Below are 25,835 nucleotides of genomic sequence, written 5' to 3' on the forward strand. Positions count from 1 at the left end.
ATAAACATATAAAATAATATTTATAAATTTCATGTAAATAGGTAAAATAAAATATAGTTTAAATTTATTTATAATGCTTATTTATAAATTGAGGTGTTTTTATATGAGAATAAAATTAACAGAAGATGTTCAATATATATTAAATAAATTAAAGGAAAATAACTATGAAGCTTTTGTAGTTGGTGGTTGTGTTAGAGACAGTATATTAAAAAGACCTTTAAAAGACTGGGATATCACAACTAATGCTTTGCCAAACCAAATTATGAAACTTTTTGAACATACAATTCCTACAGGTATTAAACATGGAACAGTAACCGTAGTAATTAATGAAAAATATTTTGAAGTAACTACTTATAGATTAGATGGAAATTATACTGATAATAGACATCCTGATGAAGTTATTTTCACTTCTTCTTTACAAGAAGATTTAAGCCGAAGAGATTTTACTATTAATTCTTTAGCTTATAATGAAGAACATGGGCTTATTGATATATTTAATGGAGTATGTGATTTAAAAAATAAATTAATTAAATGTGTAGGAGATCCAGATAAAAGATTTAATGAAGATGCACTTAGAATGCTTAGGGGAATTCGATTTGCTTGCGAATTAGATTTTAATATTGAAAATAATACATATAAAGCAATATGCAAAAATCATGCTCTTTTACAAAATATAAGCTTTGAAAGAATTCGAGATGAATTTATAAAAATACTTTTAACATCATATCCAAGCAGAGGTATAAGAATGCTTCAAAACACAGGTCTGCTTAAATTTATAATTCCAGAACTCAATGAATGTGTAGGATTTGATCAAAAAAATCCTCATCATGATAAAGATGTTTTTAATCATATTATGGCTGTATTAGATAATTCTCCTGATATTTTAGCAGTAAGGTTAGCTGCTCTTTTACATGATATTGGTAAACCCAGAACATTTACAATTGATGAAAAAGGTATAGGACATTTTTATGGTCATAATATGATAAGCGCTGATATGGCTGAAATTATATTAAAAAGACTTAAGTTTAATAGTGATATAATAAAAAAAGTAACTATTATAATTAAAGAACATATGTCTGCCTATAATATTATGAAAAATAAAGCTTTGAAAAAGTTTATAGCTAGAGTAGGAGTCCAAAATATAGAAGATTTATTTGAACTTCAAATTGCAGATAGTAAAGGTCATAATAGTAATTCTGATTTTTCTCCTATATTAAAAAGACGAGAAGAAGTTAGAAAAATACTAAAATCAGGCGAAGCTTTTAATATAAATCATCTTAAAATAAATGGGAATGACTTAATTGAATTAGGTATAAAGCCTGGTAAACAAATAGGCATAATTTTAAATAAACTTTTAGATATGGTTATGGAAAAACCTGAGCTTAATAATAAAAATAGTTTAATAAATATAGTTAGAGATAAATATTTATAATTTTATAATATGATTAACCACAATAAGTTGTAAATTAATTTTCACTATACACTTTATAGTATTTCTAAATTTCTATTACATCTATATAATTGTAAATATTTAATAAAAGACTTTTATTAGATAACCATAATATTCATTAATTAAAAAAGTATTTGTATGATATTCAAAATTTTATATTATAAATATCATACAAATACTTTTTATTTTACACTACCTCTATTTTCATAAAATGCATTTGTTTTGCTTGAGGTTTTATATAAGATATATTTCTAGCATTGTAAGTGTTTTGAGATATTAAAGGAATTTTTACCCCTTTATTAATTGTCATAGCTGTAATTATTGCTGAATGATATATAACTTTTTTAAAATTTTCATATTGAATTACATCGCCGATTTTTAACATTTCTATGCTCGGAACTTCAATTGCTCTTAATCCTTTAAGCTTTCTCTCATTCCTGCTTTTTAAAGTCCAATAAAGAGAGTGTGCTACTGCCCAAGACAAAGACCATTTATCATTCATACTATTATTAGGATCTTTTTTATACCACCAAGGATAAATATCATAAGCAAAAGGAGCTCCACCTGCTTTTAAGCACTGAGATATAAAATTAGTGCAGTTTCCTCCTCCATCGCCATAAGAAGCAAAAAATCTATAATTATTATTTGGAGTTAAAGCATAAGTAAGAGCATACCTTACTGCTTCTTTTGCATTATAATTATTATATCTATAAAAATTTCCGTAATATATCATAGAATACTCCAATATATTATTTATATATTATTCTATGATTATAGTTTACATATTGTTAAATGTTTATATATAAAAATAATAATATTTTATTTTTTATTAAGATTTCAAAATTCCTAGTTTAGCTAAATTAAAAATAGAATTTTTTTCTTCACCTATAACAATTTTTTCTTCAATTTTTCTTTTATCAGAAGATAAATTAAATATAAATGGAGCAATTGTTTTTAGAGAAAACTTTGAAGTTAAATTTAATACATATAAAATTTCCTCTTTATCTTGTAATATTGTTTTAATTTCATTTATTAATTCTTCACATTTTTCATTTATTTTATTATTTAATATACCTTTTAATACACAAGATTTTAAAGCTAAAGCTGTAATATTAAGAAGTTTTTCACTATATAAATTACTGTTTTCATAAAAATTATTTATTAAAAATTTAACTGCCTTTGTAATTTGATTTGAATATATTAATATATCATCTTTGCCTATAGTAAAGCTTAATAATACCATAGCTGTAGTTTCTGATTTATTATAAAAATTGATTTTATCATAATCACAAAAACTTCCATCTGCAAATTGATTTTTAGCTAATATTCTTAATATATGAGGTCTTGGATAAATAAAATCTAATATAGCATTATCACCTTTATTTTTCAATTCATTTTCTGTTGGGCTAGGTGCTTTTTTATAAGTAAAACTAGGTACATCCAAAAATTTATTCCTGGAAATATTTTTTACTGTTTCTTCAGGAATGTTAAGAGGTACAATATGAGTTATAGGCATTCCAAGAACTGGATCTTCTATCATTTCAAGCATTATAAATGATGTTTCCGGGCTTAAAATAGAAGATTCTTTAGATATTTCAATCACTTTCCTTTTCATGGAATCATATATATCTCCTCTTTCAGTCCTCATTCTCTCTTCTATAGACTCAATCCTTTTTCTACTCCAAACCTTTTGTATTAATTCAGCATTTTCTTTTAAATCTAAAGTATCAAGATCTATAGTTTTAATATATCTTTCAGCTCCAACCTTACCCTTTATTGTTATTTTCCCTTCTATATTGCCACTTACTTTTGCAAATACAGAGAATGGTTCTCTATCATATAAATAATCAATAGTTCTTGGATAAGTTTTTTCAACATTTAAACTTCCCCAATCTATTTCTTCAATATCTACCTGTGGATTTTTAATTCTTCTAAGCTGTTTCAAAACTACATCTTCTATATTTTCGTCTTCATATATAAATTCAGCTTTCCCATATCCAAATTCTGCAAGTTTATTTATCACATAACTATTTACAGAAGTATCAACTCCAAAAGTAAATATCCTATTATCTCCTATATTTTGTTTTACATAACTTAAAACTTCTTCTTCATTTTCTATAATATCATCAGTAAAAAGCATTATATTACTATATCCAATATTATTTTTTTCTGATAAAGCATATTTTAGAGCTTCAAATATTTTTGCACCTTTTTTATCTTCTAAGTTGTCAATCCATAAAGTAGCTTTTCTAAGATTTTCTTCGTTAAAAGGAACTAATCCGCGATCAGAAAAAAAGTGAAGATTATTTTCAAATGCAATTATATTAAAACTATCATTTTCAGATAAATTTCTTATACAAAGCTGTAATGCATTCTTAGCCTGTTCAAGCTTAGCGCCTTTCATTGAATGAGAAATATCAATTAAAAATATATAATTATTTTTATCATCTTCTTCACTTATTTCAAGCTTAGGAATAAATCTAATGTATAAAATTCCTTTATTTTCATCTTCATACTTATAAAACATTCCTGATACCTGCGATGTTTTTTCTTCTTCAAATAAAATTATAAAATCTTCATCAAATTTATTTTTATCTTTATTTAAAGTAACTTTGGCTAAATTATTTCCTTCTTCCCATTCAACTTTTATATCATGAGAAGGAGATTTTATATTTACTTTATTAATTGGTTCAATAAGTAAATTTAAGTTTGATTTATAGTTTTCATAATTTTCAGAAAAATATTCTTTATTATCAGCATTTTGCGAATCAGAATGTAATATTGCTGGTATAGTTAATATCAAATTATTACCTTCATAAACTAAATTGTCTATATATGTAAATTTAATATTTATAGATTCTCCAGGCAATACTTTACCAATGGTAAGCTGAAATACATTTAAATTTATTTCTTCCAAAGTAAGAGCATTAACTCCTGTTTCATTAGAATTTTCATATATTTTTCTAGCTTCTTCTTTATCTTCAATTACTGCTTTAATAATTCTTCCCCCTAAAGTCGCCTCTAACCCAGTTATTAAAGCTGTTTCTGGTATTGGAAAAATATATGAGCAATCTATATTTGAATTTGAAACATTTATATATTCTTTTTTTATAGATATTTCCGCAAATTCACCACATACATTCCCACTTATAGAAACTTCTTTTAAAATAACACTGTTTTTCGATAAATTATTCCCTTTTAAACCATAGCTTAACATAAATACCTCCTAATTTATATTTAACTTATTAATTATAATTTCCTTATATAAAGTTATTTATGAGCACTTATATTTCTTTTTTATAAATTCTATATGTTCTGTAATGATTTGCACCAATTTTCTCTATATCTAATCTCATAGGTATATTAGTTTCTCCTATAGTTGAACCTTCTGCCCACTTATAACCCTTTTTTAAAGCATTTTCATAGAATTTGTAAAGCATAGCACTACTTACAGCTTTTTTCCTAAATTTAGGTATAACAAATAATATGAATATTCTAAATCCATCTATTTTTTTCTTATACCATAAATATTTTAACGGTCCAAATGGAAATAATTTTCCATTTAATTTTTTTAATACTTGATTGTAATCAGGTAATGCTATAGCAAATCCTATAGGTTGTCCCTCACTTCTTGCTATAAGTATAAGCTCTTCATCCGCCATTTTTATAAGCTGCCCTGCTTCTGCTTTTAATTCTTCATAAGTAGGTGGAGTTAAATCTTCCCAATCTTCCGGCATAGCAATGTCTAATATTTTTTTTATATCTAATATTTCATTATCTATATCTTTAAGATTTATATTATCTATTCTAAAATTATATCTTTTCATAGCATAATTAGTAATTTTTTGATGTTTTTCTAAATTTAAATCTGAATTTATATCTTGATAATAAGCATATAAATCTAAATGTTTAACAAATCCATATTCTTCAAAGAAGTTTACATAATACTCTGGGTTATAAGAATTCATAAGCACTGGTGAACCATTAAATCCTTTTACTAAAAGTCCTTTATAATCATCTCCATTTGTAGGAGATATAGGTCCTTTCACTACAGTTATTCCTCTTTCTTTAAGCCAGTTTACAGCTTTATCAAATAAAGAAAAAGCTACCTCCTTATTGTTAATGCTTTCAAAAAGACTTATATATCCATCTTTTAAGTTTTTCTTTTTATTTAAAGTTTCATTTATTCCAACGCAAATTCTACCTACCGCTTTTCCATTTAAATATGCCATAAAAAATGCATGTTCTCCATTCATAAAAAGTGCATTATCATGGCCTAAAAGAGTATTAATCATGTCACTTTCAAGTGGAGGAACCCAGTATTTATCTTCTTTATATATTTCATAACAAAGCTTAACAAATTTTTTAATTTCACTTTTTGTTTTTATTTCTACTATTTCAATCATATCTACCGCTCCTGAAATATTTAGTGTGATAATGGTACATTAAGTTCTATTTTTGCATCTAAACACTTATTAATATTATAATCATAATCATGCGAATATAATATAGTTTCTTTTAAAATTTTCTTTTTATCTTCATAACTGTTACAATACATATTCAAAAGATTATTTATATTTTCTTTATATATGTCTTTATTGCTTAATATTTCTTCTAAGGCCTCTTTTATATCTTCATTTTTATTTATAACTTTTCCTATATTATATTTTTCGATAATTGAAAGAGTACCTTTATCATTAGATGTTGCCTTTTGAAAAGTAATTTCAGGTATTTTATTAATTAAACTTTCTATAAATATTCCTGCAGAGGGCCTTGCAATTATACAGTCAACTGCAGCTAATATTTCATCAAAATTTTCAATAAATTTAAAGGGGATTAGTTTTACATCAATATTTATTTCGTCTAAATTTTGTATTTTATTGTAAGTTTTTTCATCTTTCCCGCATATTACAATTAAATTAAGCGGCTTATTATAACTTCTACAAATATTTTTTACTATATTTAAAAGAATTTTACCTCCTATACTTCCACTGGCAATCATAACTGTATCATTATTGTTGTTAAATCCATATTTTTCTTTTATTTTGTTTATATCTTTTTCTTTAAAATGCTTTTTTTCTGCTAAAGGGCCTATAACTTTAAATTTAGCATCATTATTTTGTTTTAAATTATATTGGGGATTTCTAAAAATAGAATTTTTATATCCATAAATAACAAAATCTTTATAGTATTTTAGTATATATTCTATTTTTTCTAAAAAAGTAGTTTCTTTATTTAATTCATAAGAGTAATAAGTTTTACTAAAATCATAATTTCTAATTGCCTCTCCTACTTCATTAAAATAACACAAATGAGTTGCATATGGATTTACTAAATCAATAAATATAGAAATCTCTGTTATAAATATATAAAAAGGAATTCCCTTTTCTTTTGCATAGCTTCCTATAGCTTTATTAAAACCATCTGCAGTACAAATTATAATATCAGGATTTATTTCTTGAAGTTTTTCATGATAAGCCGATGTACTAGATACTTCAATGAAAGGAAGTATAAATATTCTTAAAATAAAATTCAAAAGCATGTCCGCAGTTTTAGTTAAATTTTTTCTTATAAGAAAATTCCATAATTTAACTATTATATTTATGCTTGTATCTCCAATCATTTCACTCCCAGCACATTTTATAATACTAGCATTTTCTTCTTTTAAAATATCCTCTAATATATCTGCCATTCTACGATGACCCATACCCATTTTTTCATACACTATTAACACTTTTTTATTCATAATACCCTACCTTCCAAGACAGTCGTATACAGCCTGTTTTTAATAAAAGTTTGAATAAATTCATAAAGTAATTATACTACAGCAGAATATAAAAGAGAATATAAGTTTAAAATTCATTTATATAATTATAAATATATAACTTAAATGTCATAGTCTAGTAGAATAATAATTATATATGGTAAGATAAAATTATTACCTTTTTAAAATTATCATTTTACTAGACTATAATTAATTTTTCTATTACATATTATATAAAAATAATAAATCATTTTTACTTATATTAATCCCTTTAGCATAAGTCCGGCGGTACCTAAAGCAGCTTTTTCTTTTATAGATGTATATCCTTCAATATTAAATAAAATTTCCCCAGTATGATCATTTCCCTCTCTTATATAAACTCCATCTATATTTGCTATTATTTTAGAAGATGTATCCTTGCCTTCTTTTATATAGCATCCATCTAAATTAGCTATTATTTCTCCATTTTGTGAGCTTCCTTCTCTTATATAAATTCCATCTAAATTAGCTATTATATAGCAACTGTTTTTATCATTTATTTTTATATAGTTTCCATCTAAGCTAGCTATTATTTCTCCATTTTGATAGTTTCCTTCTCTAATATACCCCATTTTTCCCTCCATTATTATTATTATTCAAAATTTTTATGTTTTATATAGATATCAAAACTTCAAAGTTTTAATTAAACATCTAAAAAATAATAATAATTTTTGCTAAAAATAAATTATATCTCCTACTTAAATTATTATTTTACTATGTTATATTTAGTTTTCATGTTAGATATCTATAATATAAATTTTATGAATAATATAATTGAATATTACAAATATTTATATAAAATTTATTTTAATTTATTAAAACTTTATAAGCTTATGATAAACTAAAAATTAATCAGAACATAATTTTAGGAGGCCGAAATCAGCCTCCTAAAGTTAATATTTTTAATTTTTTACTTCTTCAGTAACTGCTTTTTTTGTCCTTCTTGTCCTAGTTTTTGGCTTTGTTTCTGTTTTATTTTCCGATGCTAATTTAGTATCTTCATCTTTGACTTTTTCAGTCTTTTTTCTTCTTGAAGTAGTTGCTTTTTTCTTAGGCTTTTCAATTTTAACTTCCCATTCTGTCCCTTTTGCTTCTTCTTGAATTTTTTCATATAATTTTATAGTATCTTGCGCTATACTATCCCAGCTGTACTTATTAGATATAAGGTCATAACCATTTTTAATTATTTTGTTTCTTAATTCTTCATCTTTTAAAAGAATTAAAATATTATCTTTAATACTATCTTTAGAACCATTTATTGCCCTCATTCCGTTAACTCCATGTTCTACTATTTCTTTTAATCCTCCAACATCTGAAACAACTAGAGGACATCCTGCTGCCATAGCTTCTAAAGCAACTATTCCAAATGGTTCATAAAGTGAAGGAATTACAGTTATATCAGAAATTTTATACATCTTTGTTTTTTCTATATCATTCATATATCCTGTAAAAATTACCTTTTCTTCAACTCCCAAAGACTTAACTTGTTCTTTTAATTTATCAGTCATTGCTCCTGTACCAGCTATTACAAATTTAACATCATTATAATTATCTATTACATCTTTAGAAGCTTCAATTAATAAGTGTATTCCTTTTTCATAAACATGTCGTCCAATACAAAATATTATTTTCTCTTTATCTTGTGCATATTTTCTTCTAAATTCTAATTTATCAAATTCAATATTAAATATTTCTTTATTTATTCCATTTGGTATTACAGAAATTTTATCTTCAGGAAGTGAAAATATATTTTTAACCTCTTCTTTCATATAATTACTACAAGTAATAACTTTCCAGCTTTCAAAAGTAAGAAGCCATTCTGCTGATGATATGTATTTTTGAATATCATTCCATATGCCTCTATTTCTACCATGTTCTGTAGCGTGAATAGTGCATACAAGAGGAATATTATAAGTCCACTTTATAAATTTTGCACTATATAAAGATAACCAATCATGTGCATGTACTATATCAAATTTTCCTTGAGTATTTATAAGCTTTGAAGCAGCTTCTGCCATTGCAAAATTTAAATGCATGGCCCATTTTATAAAATCTTCAGTTTCCAAATTATAAGGTTCAACTCTATGAACAAATACCCCTAAATCTTCTTCATAAAAAGAAGTTGTATCATCTTTACAAGTAATAACATGAACTTCATGACCTAAATTTTTTAAACTTTGAGATAAAAAATAAACATGGTTTGATAATCCCCCAACATTTTTAGGTGGGTATTCCCACGACATAATTAGAATCTTCATATTATATTTCCCCCTTAATTGTAAAATTAATAACAAATGCGAAACTTTTATTTTAAAAAATTTCATAATTATCTTATAATTTGCACTATATTACCAATTATAAACAATTTATTTTAAATTTCAATACTTTGTTTAAAACTTATATATTTTTGTAATTCATTTTTTATAAAAACTGTCCAAAAAACTCAATTGTTTGATTGCTTTTCTTTATGATAATTCAATTTTTAACATAAAATAATAAGAAATATATTTAAAATTGCCATATTACAAAAATAGCCACAAATCTAATGCTTTTCCTTTGTTTAAATGTTAGTAATTTTAGAAAAACATTTGATTTGTGACTATTTTAATTTAATCACTTATTTTTAAATTATTTTTTATTTAAAACTTCTCCTATAGCAGCTATATTACCAAATGTTGATAATGCCTCATTTGGAAGTATAAGTTTATTAGCTGGATTTTTAGCCATTTCAGTAAGTGCTTCTATCTGTTTTAAAGCTATAACAGTTTCATTTGTACCAGATTCTATTATTGCCTTATTAACCTTATCTATAGCTTTTGCCTGTGCCTCTGCTATAGCTTCAATAGCCTTAGCTTTACCCTCTGCTTCAAGAAGTTGTGATTCTCTTAATCCTTCTGCACGTCTTATAGCTGCTTCTTTTGCAGCTTCAGCCTCAAGAATTTTAGCCTGTTTTTCACCTTCAGCTCTTGCAATGTCACTTTGTTTTTGTCCTTCAGCTTGTAGTATTGTAGCTCTTTTATCTCTTTCAGCTTTCATCTGTTTTTCCATTGCTTGCTGTATTTCAGCTGGAGGTATTATATTTTTAATTTCAACTGAAAGTATTTTAATTCCATATGCATCTGTTATTTCATCTACAACTTTTAAAAGTTCTAAATTTATTTTATCTCTTCCTGATAATACTTCGTCAAGAGTCATATTTCCAACTATATTTCTCATGTTTGTTATAGTTGAATATACAATACCTGATTTGTAATTTTCAATATTATAAACAGCATCTTTTGCATTCATAACTTTATAGAAAATAACATTATCTATTGATATTTTTACATTATCTTTTGTAATTACATTTTGAGGTTCTATATCTAATATTTGCTGTTTTGTGGAAATTTTCTTTCTTACAAAATCTATAAATGGGATTACAAAGTGCCATCCTGGCTCTAAAACTCTATGAAATTGACCTAATCTTTCCACTACGTATAAACTACCTGTATTAACAATTTTTATTGATGAAAAAATTAATATAAGCAAAATAATAAATATTACTAATGTAAATAAACCAAATGTATTCATTATTTATTTTCCTCCCCTATCTCTTCTTTTATAATTTTTTTTACAATTAATTTATTGCCTTGAATATCTGTAATTATAATTAAATCACCTTTTTTAATTGGTTCCCCAAGGTTTTTTATTGTCCAATAAATACCATCAATTTTAATTTTAGCTTTTTCAATTACATCTTCATCCACAATAAATTTTCTTCCAATGTAATTCTCTTCCATGGTAGCTGTTCTTTTTATAGTACCTTTTAAAACCTTTTTTATAAATGGATATCCTAATGCCATAGATATTGCACTAACAGCAATAAATATTATTAACTGTACTGTAAAACTTGCATTTAAAATAAATCCAATTATTGCTGCAATTCCACCTACTGTAAACCATAAAAATAAAAATGAACTAGTAACTATGTCTACAATCAAAGCAATAACAGAAATAACTATCCAAAAAATTAATACATCCACACATGATCCCCCCTTTTATATAATTTTCCATAGATACATAACAATGGTTATGACCTTTAATTTAATTATATAACAGATAAAATAAATTTAATATGATTTTTTTATTTATCTATTACATTTATGCAGCTATTTCCGTTTAGTTATATAATACATCTTAAAAGTCATTTTGTTAAAGACTAATTTAACTTAAAATACGTTATTAAATACTATTTAAAGTGATTGCATTAAGTGTATTAAATAATTCTTTTCAATTTATACTTTTTCCTTATAATTTTAATTTTTGTTTTATTAAATATCTATAAAATGGTATAATAATGATGAATTTGAAAAATATATACACTAAGGGAATGTATTTGAATTGGAGTTGATTATATGAATTTTATAAGAGTTTCATCTGCATGTCCGTTAACAAATGTAGCAGACATAAATTTTAATTTAGAAAATATAAAAAAATGTATTGAGGATTCTTTAAATGAAAATTCTAAGCTAATAGTGTTTCCAGAGCTTAGTATAACTTCCTACACCTGTGGTGATTTATTTCTTCAAAGTAAGCTTTATAAAGAAGCTTTAAAGGCTCTAGAGGACTTATGTGTTTTTTCTAAAGATAAAGATATACTTATTGCTGTTGGTGCTCCCCTTTCATTTAATAATAGTATGTATAATTGTGCCTATATTATATTTAAAGGTAAAATATTGGGAATTGTTCCTAAAAGTTATATACCGAATTATAGTGAATTTTATGAGAAAAGATGGTTTTCTTCAGGATTAAATTTAATAAATAAAAATGTAAACTTATATTTTCAAAACGATATTCCTTTTGGTACAAATTTAATATTTACTTGTAAAGATTTTAAATTTGCTTTTGAGATTTGTGAAGATTTATGGGTTACCATACCTCCAAGTTCTTATTTGTCTTTAGGTGGAGCTAATATAATAGGTAATTTATCTGCTTCAAATGAGATAATAAGTAAATTTGAATATAGAAAAAAACTTATAGAAACTCAAAGTGCAAGATGCATAAGTTCTTATGTATATGCTTCTTCTGGAGTTTTTGAATCATCTACAGATTTAGTATTTAGCGGACATCTTTTAATAGGTGAAAATGGAAGAATTTTAAAAGAAAATAACCGTTTTCAAAGAAAGAATGAAGTTATTACTTCTATTGTTGATGTTGATAAATTAATTAATGAAAGACATAAAAATATTAGTTTTTCAGATAGTTCTAATTTACATATAGAATTTAAAGAAATATATTTTACTTTTGATGATACAAATATAGTGAATTTTGACAGGTATATAAATAAACACCCATTTGTACCTTCTAATGAAAAGAAAATGGAGCATAGATGCAAAGAAATATTTAATATTCAATCTTGTGCGCTTGCTAAAAGAATCACTCACACTAAATTAAATAAAGCCGTTATTGGAATATCTGGAGGGTTAGATTCTACTCTTGCACTTTTAGTTATTATAAAAACTTTTGATATTCTTAATCTGCCTAGAAAAAATATTATAACTGTAACAATGCCTGGATTTGGAACAACAGACAGAACTTATAGCAATGCTATTAATTTATGTAAAAATTTAAATACAGATTTAAGAGAGATAAATATAGTAGATGCTTGTCTTCAGCATTTTAAAGATATTGGTCATAATCCTGATATCCACGATGTAACTTATGAAAATGTTCAAGCAAGAGAAAGAACTCAAATACTTATGGATATATCTAATAAAGAAGGTGCTATATTAGTAGGAACAGGTGATTTATCAGAATTAGCATTAGGATGGGCAACATATAACGGAGATCATATGTCTATGTATTCTGTAAATTCTTCTGTACCAAAGACTCTTGTAAGATATCTTGTACGTTATGCTGCTTTAAAAGAAGTAGATGAAAAAACTTCAGATATACTTTTAGATATATTAGACACACCAGTAAGCCCTGAGCTTTTACCTAAGGATACAAATGGCAATATATCTCAAAAAACAGAAGATATAGTAGGACCTTATGAGCTTCATGACTTTTTCTTATATTATTTTGTAAGGCAGGGAGCTTCTCCTGAAAAAATTTTATTTTTAGCTAAACATGCCTTCAAAGATGACTACGATAGTGAAACAATAGAAAAATGGTTTAATAAATTTATGAAAAGATTTTTCACTCAACAATTTAAACGTTCAGCTTTGCCAGATGGTCCAAAAGTAGGTACTGTAAGTTTATCTCCACGTGGTGACTGGAGAATGCCTTCAGATGCAAGTTATAATTCTTTTATATAAAAATAATGAGGCAGAAACTTATTTCTGCCTCATTATTTATAAATATCTACAACTAATCCAGTAATTTCATCTATTGTTGCTGCAATTTTCATATTATCCTTTTCTTCGCTTAATAAAAGCTCAGTAAGTTCTTTCAGTTTAATGTCAATAGTTTCTACTGTCATAAAATATTGAGTCTGCCAAAAACTAATATCTTTATTAACTTCATACATATATGACATTATAGATTTTAAATATTCTTTTATAAGATTTTTATAAGCATATACATCTGAATAACATTTTGTTATTGCAAGCCTATTACCTTTCTTTTTTATATTTATAATCATTTCTTTAAGCTGCTGCTCATTTTTTTTATCTTTTGCAAAATTAAAGCTTTGAGAAAAGTCTTTTTTTGTATTAATGCTTTTCTTATCTTCAGAAATAAGAGGTGCATTTCTTTTTACTCTCGATATTTCCAAAACTTTCACCCCTACCTGCAAAATTTATTCATAATTAATATCTATATATCTATTTTTACTTTATTATAACACATATGTAAATAAAATTTATTCATATTTTGATTATCTTACAAAAAGTCTTTTTGTTAAATATTTACAACTATATATAATTAATAGAAATTTAGAAACACTATAAATTATATAGTGAAAATTAATTTACAGATTATAGTTTATTATTATTTTTTATTACTAAAAATTTAGTTATTAAGATTTTTTGATGAACTTTTTATAAATCTTTGTTCTAAATAATATGATTTTTTATTATAATTAGAAATTTTATTATAACTTTCTTCATTTTTTATTCTTTGAATAGTGTAAAAATAAGAACTAATAAAAACTATGATGCAAAGAATTACAAAAACTATTACCTTTACCAAAGGTTTTTTTAAATTATTAATAATTGCTAATTTAATTTTTTCAAATTTTTTCTTTTTTATTATATTATTATCACATTCATCTTTCATATATTTTCCTCCATAATTTATTATTTATATATAACTTCAGAGTTTAATTAATCCCTCTAATAAAATAAACTCTTATATTTGCTAAAAATGAAATGAATTTAATTATTCTTTTATTTTTCTACATTTAGTTTTTATATTTAATATTTGTAGCTTATAAAATATATGAAAAAAAGTTTTTATATATGAATTAAGAATAAATTAAATAAAATATAAATTTTTAATATAGTTCAGCTATTTTTGTACAATTATCAACAAAAATTGTGATATATTAGGACATTATCATAAATCAATCACAAATACATTATTTTTATCAAAATATATATTGAGTTTTAGAAATTCATATGATATAATTTGTAAAAAGGGGAGTAGCATGGACTTATAAGTTTTTAACTATTCGTCATTACGGTTTAAACCCGGATAGTTAACTCAAAGTGAGATGCAAGACCTTTGTCATAAATATGGCAAGGGTCTTTTTTTGTGTCAAATTCATAAATTTAAAAATTTTTCTAATAATATTAAAGAGGTGATTTTATGTGGTTTTTAAAAGACAAAAATGAAGTTTTAAAAGAATTTAAAGTTGACGCTTTAAATGGACTTTCGTCCGAAGAAGCTAAAAACAGGCTATTAAAATATGGCGAAAATAAGCTTGTTGAAAAAAAATCTAAAACACTGTTTCAGCTGTTTTTGGCACAATTAAATGATATTATGATTTTTATTTTATTAGGTGCTGCAATTATTTCTGGATTAATGGGAGAAGTCAGCGATACCATCATTATAAGTTTAGTTGTAATTATAAATGCAGTTGTAGGCGTAATACAAGAATCAAAAGCTGAAAAAGCTTTAGATGCTTTAAAAAAGCTATCTACTCCTAAAGCTGTAGTAAAAAGAGATGGTGAACTTAAAGAAATACCTTCTGAAGAAGTTGTACCTGGCGATATAGTTATAATTGATGCTGGAAGATACATACCTTGTGATTTAAGACTTATAGAAAGTGCTAATCTAAAAATTGAAGAATCAGCTCTTACAGGAGAATCCGTTCCATCTGATAAAGATGCTGACTTAATTTTAGAATCCTCTGATACCCCGCTTGGTGATCAGAAAAATATGGCTTTTAGTTCTACTTTATCTACATATGGAAGAGGAGTAGGAGTAGCTGTAGCAACAGGAATGAACACAGAAATAGGTAAAATAGCAAAAATGCTTGAAGATGATGAAGATAACGAAACTCCTCTTCAGAAAAAAATATCAGAACTTGGAAAAATTTTAGGATTTGCTGCTCTTATAATATGTGCTATTATGTTCATAGTTGGAATTATCCAAGGAAGAGAATTATTTGATATGTTCTTTACTGCTATAAGTCTTGCAGTAGCTGCAATACCAGAAGGTCTTGTTGCTGTTGTTACTTTGGTTTTAGCTATGGGCGTTCAAAAGATGATAAAACAAAATGCAATTATAAGAAAACTACCTGCTGTTGAAACTTTAGGGTCAGTTAACATAATTTGCTCTGATAAAACTGGTACATTAACTCAAAACAAAATGACAGTCACAAAATTTTATGCAAATAATGTTTTTGATGATATATCTTCTTTAAATATAGAAGATCCTATCCATAGGCTTCTTTTAGAAAATTTAATTTTATGTACAGATGCTACTTATTCTGAAGGTTCCAGTACTGGTGACCCTACAGAAATAGCTCTTCTTGAAGCTGGGGTTAAATTTAATATATTTAAAGACACTTTAGAAAAATTACATCCTAGAAAAAATGAAATACCTTTTGACTCAGACAGAAAACTCATGACTACTGTAAATCAATATGATAATCAATATTTTGTAATGACTAAAGGTGCAACAGATAACCTTCTTAATATATGTACATCTATATATATAGATAATGAAGTAAAACCATTAACAGATGAGTTAAAAAATAAAATAATGAGTTATGCAAATAATATGTCAGATGATGCTCTTAGAGTATTAGGAGCTGCGTATAAAAAAATAGATTCTCCTCATGTAGCTATTGACAATTTAGAATCTGATTTAATTTTTATAGGTCTTGTTGGAATGATAGATCCTCCTAGATTAGAAGTTAAAGATTCAATAGCTCAATGTAAAAGATCTGGAATTAAAACCATTATGATAACTGGAGACCATAAAAATACTGCTTTTGCAATAGCAAAAGAATTAGGCATAGCTGAAACTTTAGATCAATCAATTTCAGGAACTGAACTTGATAAATTATCTCAAGAAGAGCTTAGTGAAAAGATTGATAATTTAAGAGTTTTTGCAAGAGTTTCCCCAGAACATAAAGTAAAAATAGTAAAAGCATTTAAATCAAAGGGAAATATAGTCTCTATGACAGGCGATGGAGTTAATGATGCTCCTTCATTAAAAGCTGCTGATATAGGAGTTGCTATGGGTATTACTGGTACTGATGTTGCAAAAGGAGCAGCTGATATGGTACTTACAGATGATAATTTCTCTACTATAGTTTCTGCTGTAGAACAAGGAAGAAATATATATAATAATATAAAAAAATCCATAATATTCCTACTATCTTGTAATACAGGTGAAATAATTTCTTTATTCTTTGCAATACTTTTAGGCTGGCCTACACCATTAATGCCTATACATTTATTATGGGTGAATTTAATAACAGATACCCTCCCAGCATTAGCTTTAGGTGCTGATCCTGGTGATCCTAGCGTAATGGATGAAAAACCTCGTAATCCAAAAGATAGCTTATTTGCTCATGGCGCTGGAATAAACCTTATATTAAATGGTATTTTAATAGGTATTTTAACACTTTCAGCTTTTGTAATTGGAGCAAGGGTTGAATCAAATGTTACAACATTATTCCCAATATTCCCTGAAAATATTTCAAAGGATGCATTAATTCACGCACAAACTATGGCTTTTATAGTTTTAAGTGTATCTCAGCTAATACATTCTTTAAATATGAGAAATTCTAAAAAATCTATATTTCAAATTGGATTTTTCTCAAATATGTTTTTAATAGGTGCTATATTAATTGGAATATTCCTTCAAGATATAGTTATAACTGTTCCATTTTTAGCAAAGATATTTGAAGTTTCTAATTTAACAGGCAGTGAATGGGGTACTGTAATATTGCTTTCAATAATTCCACTTATATTTAATGAAATTGCTAAAATATTTATAAGAATAAAAGAAAAAGCTTAAAATAAAAATTTACATTTAATTAATTATTTGTTTTCTTTATATAATAAAACCATACATGTATTAAATAAATTTTTTAGTACATGTATGGTTTTAATTTATATAAATTATTTAGTCTTTAAACTTCTTCCCAATTTATATATTTATTTAGTTTTTCAACAAATTTTATAAGATACTTTTCCTCTAATTCAGTGAATCTATTAAACTCTGGACTATCTAAATCTAAAACAGCATAAACTTTATTTTCTTTAATTATAGGTATTACGATTTCAGAGTTTGTGGCAAAATCACAGGCAATATGCCCTGAAAAATTATGTACATTATCTATTCTTTGAACTTTTTTTAAAGCTGCTGCACTACCACATACTCCATTTCCAAGTTTAATTCTATTGCAAGCCGGCATTCCTTGAAAAGGTCCTAAAACAAGTTCATCTCCTCTCATTATATAAAATCCTACCCAATTTAATTTATCTAAACAAGCTTTTATAATAGCACTTGCATTGCTTAAATTGGCAAGAGAATTTTTTTCTGTGCTGCATTGTCCTTCAATCAATATAAGCATATATTTATATTTTTCTTCTGTAGACATATTTTGCAAAACATCTAATTTAAACATATTTTACCACCTTTTTAATAAATTTATTCTGCATAGGAATATATAAATATGTATTATAATGAAGTAGAAAAATTTATACTAACCTGCCTCATCATATTAATACTATTTATTAAATAATAAACATATGATATTGATTTTGTCAATAAATTTTCAAGAAATAAAATTGTTGAATTATATTGGAAAATATTCTATAATAGTCTTCGTGATACAATATATAGTGGTTATTTGCGAAAATAATACTATATATAGCTAAGTATTATAATGGAGGTAAATATATGGAAAATAATATAAAGTCTTTATTTAAAAGAGTTTATACAAAAGAACTAGAAAAAGATAAAAATAAAACAGTATATGATTTATTTAACTGGAAAACTGTAGATGTATTTTTAAAAGACTATAAAACTTCTAAAGTTATCATTGATATGAAGGATTTAGAATTTCCTGAACATTATTCTCAAAATGCTTGTAATATTATAGCTTCTAAATATTTTAGACGTGCAGGAGTTCCAAATAGTTTAGGCTATGAAAACAGTATGAGAATGGTTGCAGATAGATTAGTTAGTTTTTGGGCCAATGCTTTAGTTGATGAAGGCATAATAGAAACACAAGAAGAAAAAAATATTTTTTATGATGAAATGGTATATGGATTATTAAACCAAATGTATGCTCCAAATTCTCCTCAGTGGTTTAATACAGGTCTTGCACATTCTTATGGAATAAAAGGTAAAAAACAAGGTAATTATTATTATAATGAATCTTTAAACAAAGTAGTAGAATCTGAGGATAATTATACAAGAACTCAAGCTTCTGCCTGCTTTATATTATCTATAGAAGATAAACTCTTAGGTCCTCATTCAATATCTGAGCAATTTGTTACAGAAACAAAACTTTTTAAAGGTGGTTCAGGTACAGGAACAAATTTTTCTTCTCTTAGAGCTAAAGGTGAAAGACTTTCTGGAGGTGGAGTATCTTCAGGACTTATGAGCTTTTTAAAAGGTTTAGATAGAAATGCAGGAGCTATAAAATCAGGTGGAACTACTAGACGTGCAGCTAAAATGGTTTGTCTTAATGTTGATCACCCTGAAATTATGGATTTTATAACTTGGAAAGCTAAAGAAGAAGCAAAAGTAAGAGCTCTTGGTAAAATGGGATATGATACAGATATAGATGGTGAAGCTTATGAAACAGTTTCGGGGCAAAACAGCAATAATTCTGTAAGATTTTCTGATGATTTTATGAAAAAAGTAAAAAATCTAGATAATAACGAAGATGAAGTAATAGAGCTAAAAGGAAGAGTTGATGAAAAAGTAAACACTACAATAAAGGTTAAAGATATTTGGGATGCATTTAATGATTCAGCATGGCAATGTGCAGATCCAGCTCCGCAATTTGATGATACTTTTAATGCATGGCATACTTGTCCAGCAGGAGAAGATGGAATATATAACGCCCCATACAATAGAATTAATTCTACAAATCCTTGCGGAGAATATGCTTTTTTAGATGATTCATCCTGTAATTTAGCTTCTATAAACATATTTAAATTTTACAATCATTCTACTAAGAGTTTTGATTTAGAGGGATACATACATTTAATAGGACTTGTACAGCTTGTCTTGGAAGCATCTATACATTGGGGCCAATATCCAACAGAAGATATTGCAAGAAAAACTTATATGTTTAGAACTACAGGCCTTGGTATTTCAAATATAGCTTCACTTTTTATGGTTATGGGATTTCCGTATGATTCAGAAGAAAGCAGAGCTCTAGCTTCTTCACTAATAGGTATAATGACAGGATATTCATACTATGTATCTTCACTTATGGCTCAAAAGGTTGGAACTTTTAAAAAATATGAAATTAATAAAGAGTATATGCAAAGAGTCATTAGAAATCATGCTCGAGCTGCTGGTGCATTAGATACTCCTTATGAAGGCTTAAATTATGAGCCTCTTAAAGTAAATCATGAACTTTTAAAAAAGCTTAAATTAGGTTATATAAGTAATTCTTTAAAAAAAGTATGGAAAGACTCTTTAGAATATGGAGAAAAATATGGATATAGAAATGCTCAAGTTACTGTTATAGCTCCTACAGGAACTATATCTTTTGCTATGGATTGCATAGCTACATCTATAGAGCCATTTTTTAGCCACATAGTTTATAAAAAACTTGTAGGTGGAGGCTATATGACAATAGTTAATCCTGTTATAGAAATGTCTCTTGAAAATTTAGGATATACTAAAGAGCAAATTAAAGATATATTAAATTATGTTCTTAGAAAAGAAACTGTTTTAGAAAATGGATATGAATATGAAAAAATAGCAGATGGTAAAATAGAAGGTGCACCTCATCTTAAAGAAGAACATCTCCCTATATTTGACACTGCAAATAAATGTGGAAGCGGAGATAGATATATTGATCCGATGGGACACGTTTATATGGTAGCTGCTATAACTCCTTTAATATCAGGAGCTGTTTCTAAAACAGTAAATTTACCTAAAAATGCTTCTGTAGATGACTTTAAAAATGTTATTTTAACTTCTTGGGAGCTTGGAATAAAAGGCATAACTTTATATAGAGATTCATCAAAAGCTGCTCAGCCTTTAAATACCAATTTAACATCTGAATCAGGAGAAGTTAATCTAGAAAATTTAACTTATGATAAATTACTAGAAAAAGCAAAAGAACTTCAATCTCAAAGACATTATTCCAAACGAGATAAACCAGTAGGCATAAGATATGGCACTACTCATCCTGCACAAATAGAAGATGTTAAAATATATACTACAGTAAATAGAAGAGAAAATGGAGAAATATCTGAAATTTATATTACAACAGATAGAGAAGGAACTATAATTACAGGTCTTTTAAACTCTCTTTCTAAATCTATCTCAGTAATGCTTCAGTATCATGTACCTCCAAAAGATATTTCAAGAATGCTTAGAGGACAAAAATATGAGCCATATGGTTTTGTTCAAAAACATCCATATATTAAATATGTAAGTTCTATATCTGATTTAATAAGTAAAATAATAGACATAGAACTTGGAGATTTTTCAAGATGTCAAGTAAAACCTGAAGATTATGTAAGCAGTACTGCAGAAAAAATACCTTTTAATCAACATCCAATAAATAATATTAATAATGAAATAGTTTTTACAAAATCAATTAATTCAAATTATAAAGAAAGTGGGGAGAAACTTTACGGAGAAACCTGCCCTGCTTGTTCAGGAAATAGAATGATTATAAATGGTACATGTAAGGTTTGTCTTGACTGTGGTTCTACAACTGGATGCAGCTAAAAATATTTATATATTATTGATTAGAGTTAATATATTTGTATAAAATGTAAATAGGGACTATAAAAAAATAGGATGCGTTGTGGCAACAGGCATCCTATTTTTTTAATTTTTTTTATTTTTAACTCTATTAGGTTTAGCTTTTGGCTTTATTATAACATCTTTTTTCTTATCTTTTTTACCGTAACCAGTATATGTAGAAGAAGTAGATGATTTTGTTTTTTTGCTCATCCATCCATTTAAATCCATAAACCAAAGGAATAAAATTATAAATATTCCTGATGGTATAAACTGCCAAAATGAATTATTGGGTAATTTTACTCCTAAACTTACAAGTATTCCTGGTAAAAAAAGTACCAATATGCCTAATACCAAAACAATCCATTTATTAATATTTATTTTATTTAATACATAAACTTTCAAAATATTATATACAATTAAAATAATTACGGCAAAAACTATCATTAATAAAAGCTGTTTTACGATTTCCATTTTATCCCCCCTTTTTTTAATATTATATACTTAATATTATGATATATTTTTAAAAATATATCAAGCCAAAATAAAATAATGAAATTATTCGTTATAAAATTGTCAACTTTATATTTTGCTGATATAATATTCTATATAATTTACTTTGATAAATTGCAATTTAAATATATAGAATTTTAATATTTGAAAAAAACTAAAAAATCAAAATAATATTTATTTTAAAATAAAAACTATAGAATGGAGGTATATTATGGAAGGACCATGTAAATATCAATTAGATGATTTAGATCTTCAAATACTAAGTATATTATTTAATGACTCACGAACTCCTTTCCTTGAAATTGCGAGACAATGTCATGTAAGTGGCGGGACAATACATGTAAGAACAAAAAAAATGGAAGAAATGGGCATAATAAAAGGTACTAAACTTCTTATAGATACATCCAAGTTGGGCTATGATATTTGTGCTTTTGTAGGTATAAAACTTGTTAATTGCTCTTCTTGTGAATATGTTTCAGAAGAATTAAAAAAAATAAATGAAATAATAGAAATTCATTGCATTACAGGTGATTTTTCAATTTTATTTAAGATTATATGCAAAGATATTTCTCATTTACATGAATTATTAACAAATAAAATTCAAACTATTAAAGGCATTCAAAGTACCAGTATTTTTATTTCTCTTGATCAAATTGTAGATAGAAATATAAATATTTAAATATTATATAAACATAAAATTTAATTAAAATATATAAAATTTAAAAATTAAATTTATAATAATATTTTTAAAATCTATAGTTTATACCTATAGATTTTTATCTTTATAAAAAATTTATTTTAGTTATATTTTTAAAAAATATGCAGATACTATTTTTGTATAAATCAATTTAAAGGAGATGTATAATATGAAATTCTTAGATACATTATCACTTTTATTAGTTATAATAGGTGCAGTTAATTGGGGACTTATAGGATTTTTTGACTTTAATTTAGTATCTGCATTATTTGGAGAAATGACAACTTTTTCAAGAATTATATATGCTTTGGTTGGTATTGCTGGAATTTATTCTCTGTCTTTTTTAGGAAAAGACAGATATCAAGATAAAAATGAAGAAATATAATAATTTTTATTCTTTAAATTTATATTAAAAAATAATGCTGAAAGAAATAACTTTCAGCATTATTTTTTAATATAAATTATATATTTGTTTTTGAGTTTTATCTTTTTTCTTATAATTTTCAGTTAATATATTTATATACTCTATTTCCTCAGTTTCATTTGATGCAATATTATTTTCTAAAGCTACAGCTTTATTGTAATAAAGCTGTGAATAGCTTATTATAATATATTTTTTTATTGTATATAATTGTTTTACTGCTCCATCTCCTTTTTTCCATTTAAAAGAATCATAGAGTTTTTCTAATTTTATTGAACTTTTTTTATATTTTTCTATTATTTGTCTTTTACTTAGTTCATTAGCATTATATCTTTTATCATCAGCATCTATAGTATTTATTATTTCATTAAATTCTTTATCTATTTTACTTTCGTAAATTTTATATTTTTTATAATTTAACTTATTATTTCCAAAATATAGGCAAGATAATAAAATAGCTAACACTATAATTAATATTAATATAATACTCCAGCCTAAACTATTTTTTTGTCTAATATTTCTAGCTTTATAAATATATTTTCCCAAATAAGTTCACTTCCTAGAACTTTTTATAAAAACCTTATATTTATATATTTATAAAGCGATATTATATAAATAGAACTATTTTATAAAGATTTAATAATATCAAAAAGTTTTATAGCTGCATTTTTAGGACCTTCTTTTTCCTTTCCAGGAATTCCTAAACAAGTCTTAATTTGACCTACTTTAACCCCTCTTTCAAACATATTATTAAAATATAAATTTAAAAGTTTGTCAGTTTCTTCCTGTTTTTGATGTGGTCCAAACGGGTTAGCAAAATATGATTCTACAAGTCCAGTTTCTGATGTTGTTCCTTTTGCCATTCTTGCTCCAGATCTAAATACTTTAATAGCTTCTTCAGGACTATTGAAATATTCTATTTCAGATTCTCCTTCTTTTACATCTTCATAATTATTAGCATATAAGAATAAATCTACTGGATAACCTTTTATTATCTCTTTATAAGTTGCAACAGGCATAACAAGCCTTGCATTAATTTTATCTGGGTTCATAAATATACTTCTATCAATTTCTTTAAAAGCGTATCCTTGATCTAAATCATCTAATCTTACAAAAGCTCCAATTTCTGTTCCATAAGCTAACGGTTTGCCATTTTCATTTAATTTAAGAGTACCCATATCATCAAATACTATAGTCATATCACTTATATAATCTTCACTTAAGGCTCTGAAAGCTTCAAGACTTTCTGATTTTCCTGCACCGCTGTCCCCCATTATAATTACATTTGCAGATTTTCCATTCTTCATTACTATATTAACCATAGCTCCATGAATTGGAAGATTTCCTTTTTTTATCATAAGAACATTATGAAGAGTTAGTATCATTTTTTTCATATATCCAAAATAGTCTATTTCGTCTCCATGACTAACATAACCAAGCATTATATTATTTTTATTATCATCATAAAAAACAGTTTTAACTTTAGTGTCGTTATCTCTGGCTCCAAATACATAAATTATATCAGGTTTAGCTCCCATATATTCTTCTTCTTTAGCCATTTCGAATAAATTACATAATGTAATTCCATGAGACATAAAGTCTCTATGAAAATATATATATGCAAGAAATTTTCCTACCTTTGCTGGATAGCAAAAGAAATGATCATTATTTACATCAGCATTTTCTAATGGATTTTTATAAACTTCTTCAAAGTAACCTTTTCTTGTATTTTTTTTAGGATAAGTTATAAATGGTGTATTTAATAACATTGAAGTTATAAATGGAATATTTTTTAACATTTCATATTCTTTAGGAATATCCCAATTATTTTTCTTTACTACAATGCTAGCATTACCACCTGCTGAAAGCTGCCTATAAACAGTTGGTTTATATTCTAAAACATGTTCTTCTATTCTTCTATAAGTATTTAAAACAAGCTTTGAAAAATTCTTATTAGCCTCAACAAAGCTTACACTCTCATAACCTTCTCCTTCATTTACTTTACTACTATGTAGTATTGTATATCTTTCAAGTTTTCTCCAATATTTATATAAATCTTCTATTAAATCTATAAAATTTTCTTTTTTCATTAATATTTTTTCGTATTTATTATTTAGTTTTATAACTTCTGTAGTTTTTTCAATAGTTAAAAGCTTAAATAAACTTATTAAATTTTCTGTAATTTCATCAATAGTTGAATTTGGAAAACTATCATTAATATATTTATATATATTAGTTTTCCTTTTTTGAATTTTTTCTAAATATGAATATACTACTCTTTTAAATCCATAACTTTCTAAAAGTTTTTCCATGGTTTCACAGTATTTCACTGTAAAATTTATCATTACTTTATCATTGCTTAGCGAAAACTCTTTTTCCATATTAATCCTCCATCATGAATAATTTAATCCGAAAACATTCATTTTAATATCTTCATATATTACTTTATCATAAATTTTGATATTTTGAAACAAAAATAATTTCATTTTTACAATAATTTTAAATTTTTATCTATAATTATTATAATATATACACTATGAAAACTAAATATAGTCTAGTTATGTAT

At 25.5% G+C, this 25,835-nt stretch carries 20 protein-coding genes; 6 read left to right on the forward strand and 14 right to left on the reverse strand.

Translation table 11 applies throughout. The annotated features are described in order from the left end of the window. Positions 1-103: 103 nt before the first annotated feature. Positions 104-1,432: a CCA tRNA nucleotidyltransferase gene (locus tag B5D11_RS07495; protein WP_078682430.1), complete on the forward strand. Its 1,329-nt coding sequence runs from the start codon at positions 104-106 to the stop codon at positions 1,430-1,432. A 205-nt stretch (positions 1,433-1,637) separates the two neighbouring features. Here the strand turns inward: B5D11_RS07495 and B5D11_RS07500 are convergent, their stop codons facing one another. The 8 genes from B5D11_RS07500 to B5D11_RS07535 all read right to left on the reverse strand — a co-directional run bounded on the left by B5D11_RS07500 (position 1,638) and on the right by B5D11_RS07535 (position 11,275). Then, positions 1,638-2,183, reverse strand: a complete 546-nt coding sequence (locus B5D11_RS07500; RefSeq protein WP_078682431.1) for an amidase domain-containing protein — start codon at positions 2,181-2,183, stop codon at positions 1,638-1,640. Between the two features lie 96 nt (positions 2,184-2,279). Then, the gene (locus tag B5D11_RS07505) at positions 2,280-4,667 is read right to left on the reverse strand and encodes a VIT and vWA domain-containing protein (protein WP_078682432.1); all 2,388 of its coding nucleotides are present in this window, start codon (positions 4,665-4,667) and stop codon (positions 2,280-2,282) included. Between the two features lie 67 nt (positions 4,668-4,734). Beyond that, positions 4,735-5,856: a GNAT family N-acetyltransferase gene (locus B5D11_RS07510; RefSeq protein WP_078682433.1), complete on the reverse strand. Its 1,122-nt coding sequence runs from the start codon at positions 5,854-5,856 to the stop codon at positions 4,735-4,737. A gap of 20 nt (positions 5,857-5,876) precedes the next feature. Beyond that, complete coding sequence (locus B5D11_RS07515; protein WP_078682434.1) at positions 5,877-7,196, reverse strand: glycosyltransferase; 1,320 nt, start codon at positions 7,194-7,196, stop codon at positions 5,877-5,879. A gap of 275 nt (positions 7,197-7,471) precedes the next feature. Beyond that, a complete protein-coding gene (locus tag B5D11_RS07520; RefSeq protein ID WP_078682435.1) occupies positions 7,472-7,825 on the reverse strand; it encodes a hypothetical protein in 354 nt (117 codons plus the stop codon). 330 nt (positions 7,826-8,155) lie between these two features. Next, positions 8,156-9,511, reverse strand: a complete 1,356-nt coding sequence (locus B5D11_RS07525) for a glycosyltransferase family 4 protein (RefSeq protein WP_078682436.1) — start codon at positions 9,509-9,511, stop codon at positions 8,156-8,158. A 370-nt stretch (positions 9,512-9,881) separates the two neighbouring features. Next, positions 9,882-10,823, reverse strand: a complete 942-nt coding sequence (locus B5D11_RS07530) for an SPFH domain-containing protein (RefSeq protein ID WP_078682437.1) — start codon at positions 10,821-10,823, stop codon at positions 9,882-9,884. Beyond that, on the reverse strand, positions 10,823-11,275 hold the full coding sequence (locus B5D11_RS07535) for an NfeD family protein (RefSeq protein WP_078682438.1): 453 nt from the start codon (positions 11,273-11,275) through the stop codon (positions 10,823-10,825). The genes B5D11_RS07530 and B5D11_RS07535 overlap by 1 nt, the downstream gene beginning before the upstream one ends. A gap of 372 nt (positions 11,276-11,647) precedes the next feature. Here B5D11_RS07535 and B5D11_RS07540 point away from each other — a divergent pair, with 372 nt between their 5' ends. After that, entirely contained in the window at positions 11,648-13,549 is a 1,902-nt protein-coding gene (locus tag B5D11_RS07540) for an NAD(+) synthase (RefSeq protein ID WP_078682439.1), read from the forward strand. A 32-nt stretch (positions 13,550-13,581) separates the two neighbouring features. On the opposite strand, the gene B5D11_RS07545 is transcribed toward B5D11_RS07540, so the two are convergent. Both B5D11_RS07545 and B5D11_RS07550 read right to left on the reverse strand, forming a co-directional pair. Beyond that, the gene (locus B5D11_RS07545) at positions 13,582-14,007 is read right to left on the reverse strand and encodes a YaaR family protein (protein ID WP_078682440.1); all 426 of its coding nucleotides are present in this window, start codon (positions 14,005-14,007) and stop codon (positions 13,582-13,584) included. A 236-nt stretch (positions 14,008-14,243) separates the two neighbouring features. Then, positions 14,244-14,510, reverse strand: a complete 267-nt coding sequence (locus B5D11_RS07550; protein WP_078682441.1) for a hypothetical protein — start codon at positions 14,508-14,510, stop codon at positions 14,244-14,246. A gap of 531 nt (positions 14,511-15,041) precedes the next feature. Between B5D11_RS07550 and B5D11_RS07555 the strand changes: the two genes are divergently transcribed. Then, positions 15,042-17,708: a cation-translocating P-type ATPase gene (locus B5D11_RS07555; protein ID WP_078682442.1), complete on the forward strand. Its 2,667-nt coding sequence runs from the start codon at positions 15,042-15,044 to the stop codon at positions 17,706-17,708. A 115-nt stretch (positions 17,709-17,823) separates the two neighbouring features. On the opposite strand, the gene B5D11_RS07560 is transcribed toward B5D11_RS07555, so the two are convergent. Continuing rightward, positions 17,824-18,321: a GAF domain-containing protein gene (locus tag B5D11_RS07560; RefSeq protein ID WP_078682443.1), complete on the reverse strand. Its 498-nt coding sequence runs from the start codon at positions 18,319-18,321 to the stop codon at positions 17,824-17,826. A gap of 275 nt (positions 18,322-18,596) precedes the next feature. Here B5D11_RS07560 and B5D11_RS07565 point away from each other — a divergent pair, with 275 nt between their 5' ends. After that, positions 18,597-21,623 carry a vitamin B12-dependent ribonucleotide reductase gene (locus B5D11_RS07565; RefSeq protein ID WP_078682444.1) on the forward strand — a complete coding sequence of 1,009 codons (3,027 nt, stop codon included), beginning with the start codon at positions 18,597-18,599 and terminating at the stop codon, positions 21,621-21,623. Between the two features lie 102 nt (positions 21,624-21,725). On the opposite strand, the gene B5D11_RS07570 is transcribed toward B5D11_RS07565, so the two are convergent. Next, positions 21,726-22,112, reverse strand: a complete 387-nt coding sequence (locus B5D11_RS07570) for a hypothetical protein (RefSeq protein ID WP_078682445.1) — start codon at positions 22,110-22,112, stop codon at positions 21,726-21,728. A gap of 250 nt (positions 22,113-22,362) precedes the next feature. Between B5D11_RS07570 and B5D11_RS07575 the strand changes: the two genes are divergently transcribed. Together B5D11_RS07575 and B5D11_RS07580 are read left to right on the forward strand one after the other, a co-directional pair. Continuing rightward, positions 22,363-22,830: an Lrp/AsnC ligand binding domain-containing protein gene (locus B5D11_RS07575; protein WP_078682446.1), complete on the forward strand. Its 468-nt coding sequence runs from the start codon at positions 22,363-22,365 to the stop codon at positions 22,828-22,830. Positions 22,831-23,017: 187 nt separating this feature from the next. Continuing rightward, positions 23,018-23,233, forward strand: coding sequence for a DUF378 domain-containing protein (locus B5D11_RS07580; protein WP_078682447.1), 216 nt, complete (start codon positions 23,018-23,020; stop codon positions 23,231-23,233). Between the two features lie 66 nt (positions 23,234-23,299). On the opposite strand, the gene B5D11_RS07585 is transcribed toward B5D11_RS07580, so the two are convergent. Both B5D11_RS07585 and B5D11_RS07590 read right to left on the reverse strand, forming a co-directional pair. Continuing rightward, on the reverse strand, positions 23,300-23,815 hold the full coding sequence (locus B5D11_RS07585; RefSeq protein WP_078682448.1) for a hypothetical protein: 516 nt from the start codon (positions 23,813-23,815) through the stop codon (positions 23,300-23,302). Positions 23,816-23,895: 80 nt separating this feature from the next. Continuing rightward, positions 23,896-25,650, reverse strand: a complete 1,755-nt coding sequence (locus B5D11_RS07590; RefSeq protein ID WP_078682449.1) for a phosphoenolpyruvate carboxykinase — start codon at positions 25,648-25,650, stop codon at positions 23,896-23,898. Positions 25,651-25,835: the final 185 nt, after the last annotated feature.

The sequence above is a fragment of the Clostridium sp. USBA 49 genome (genome assembly GCF_900167505.1).
GTDB classification, from domain to species: domain Bacteria; phylum Bacillota; class Clostridia; order Clostridiales; family Clostridiaceae; genus Clostridium_AT; species Clostridium_AT prolinivorans.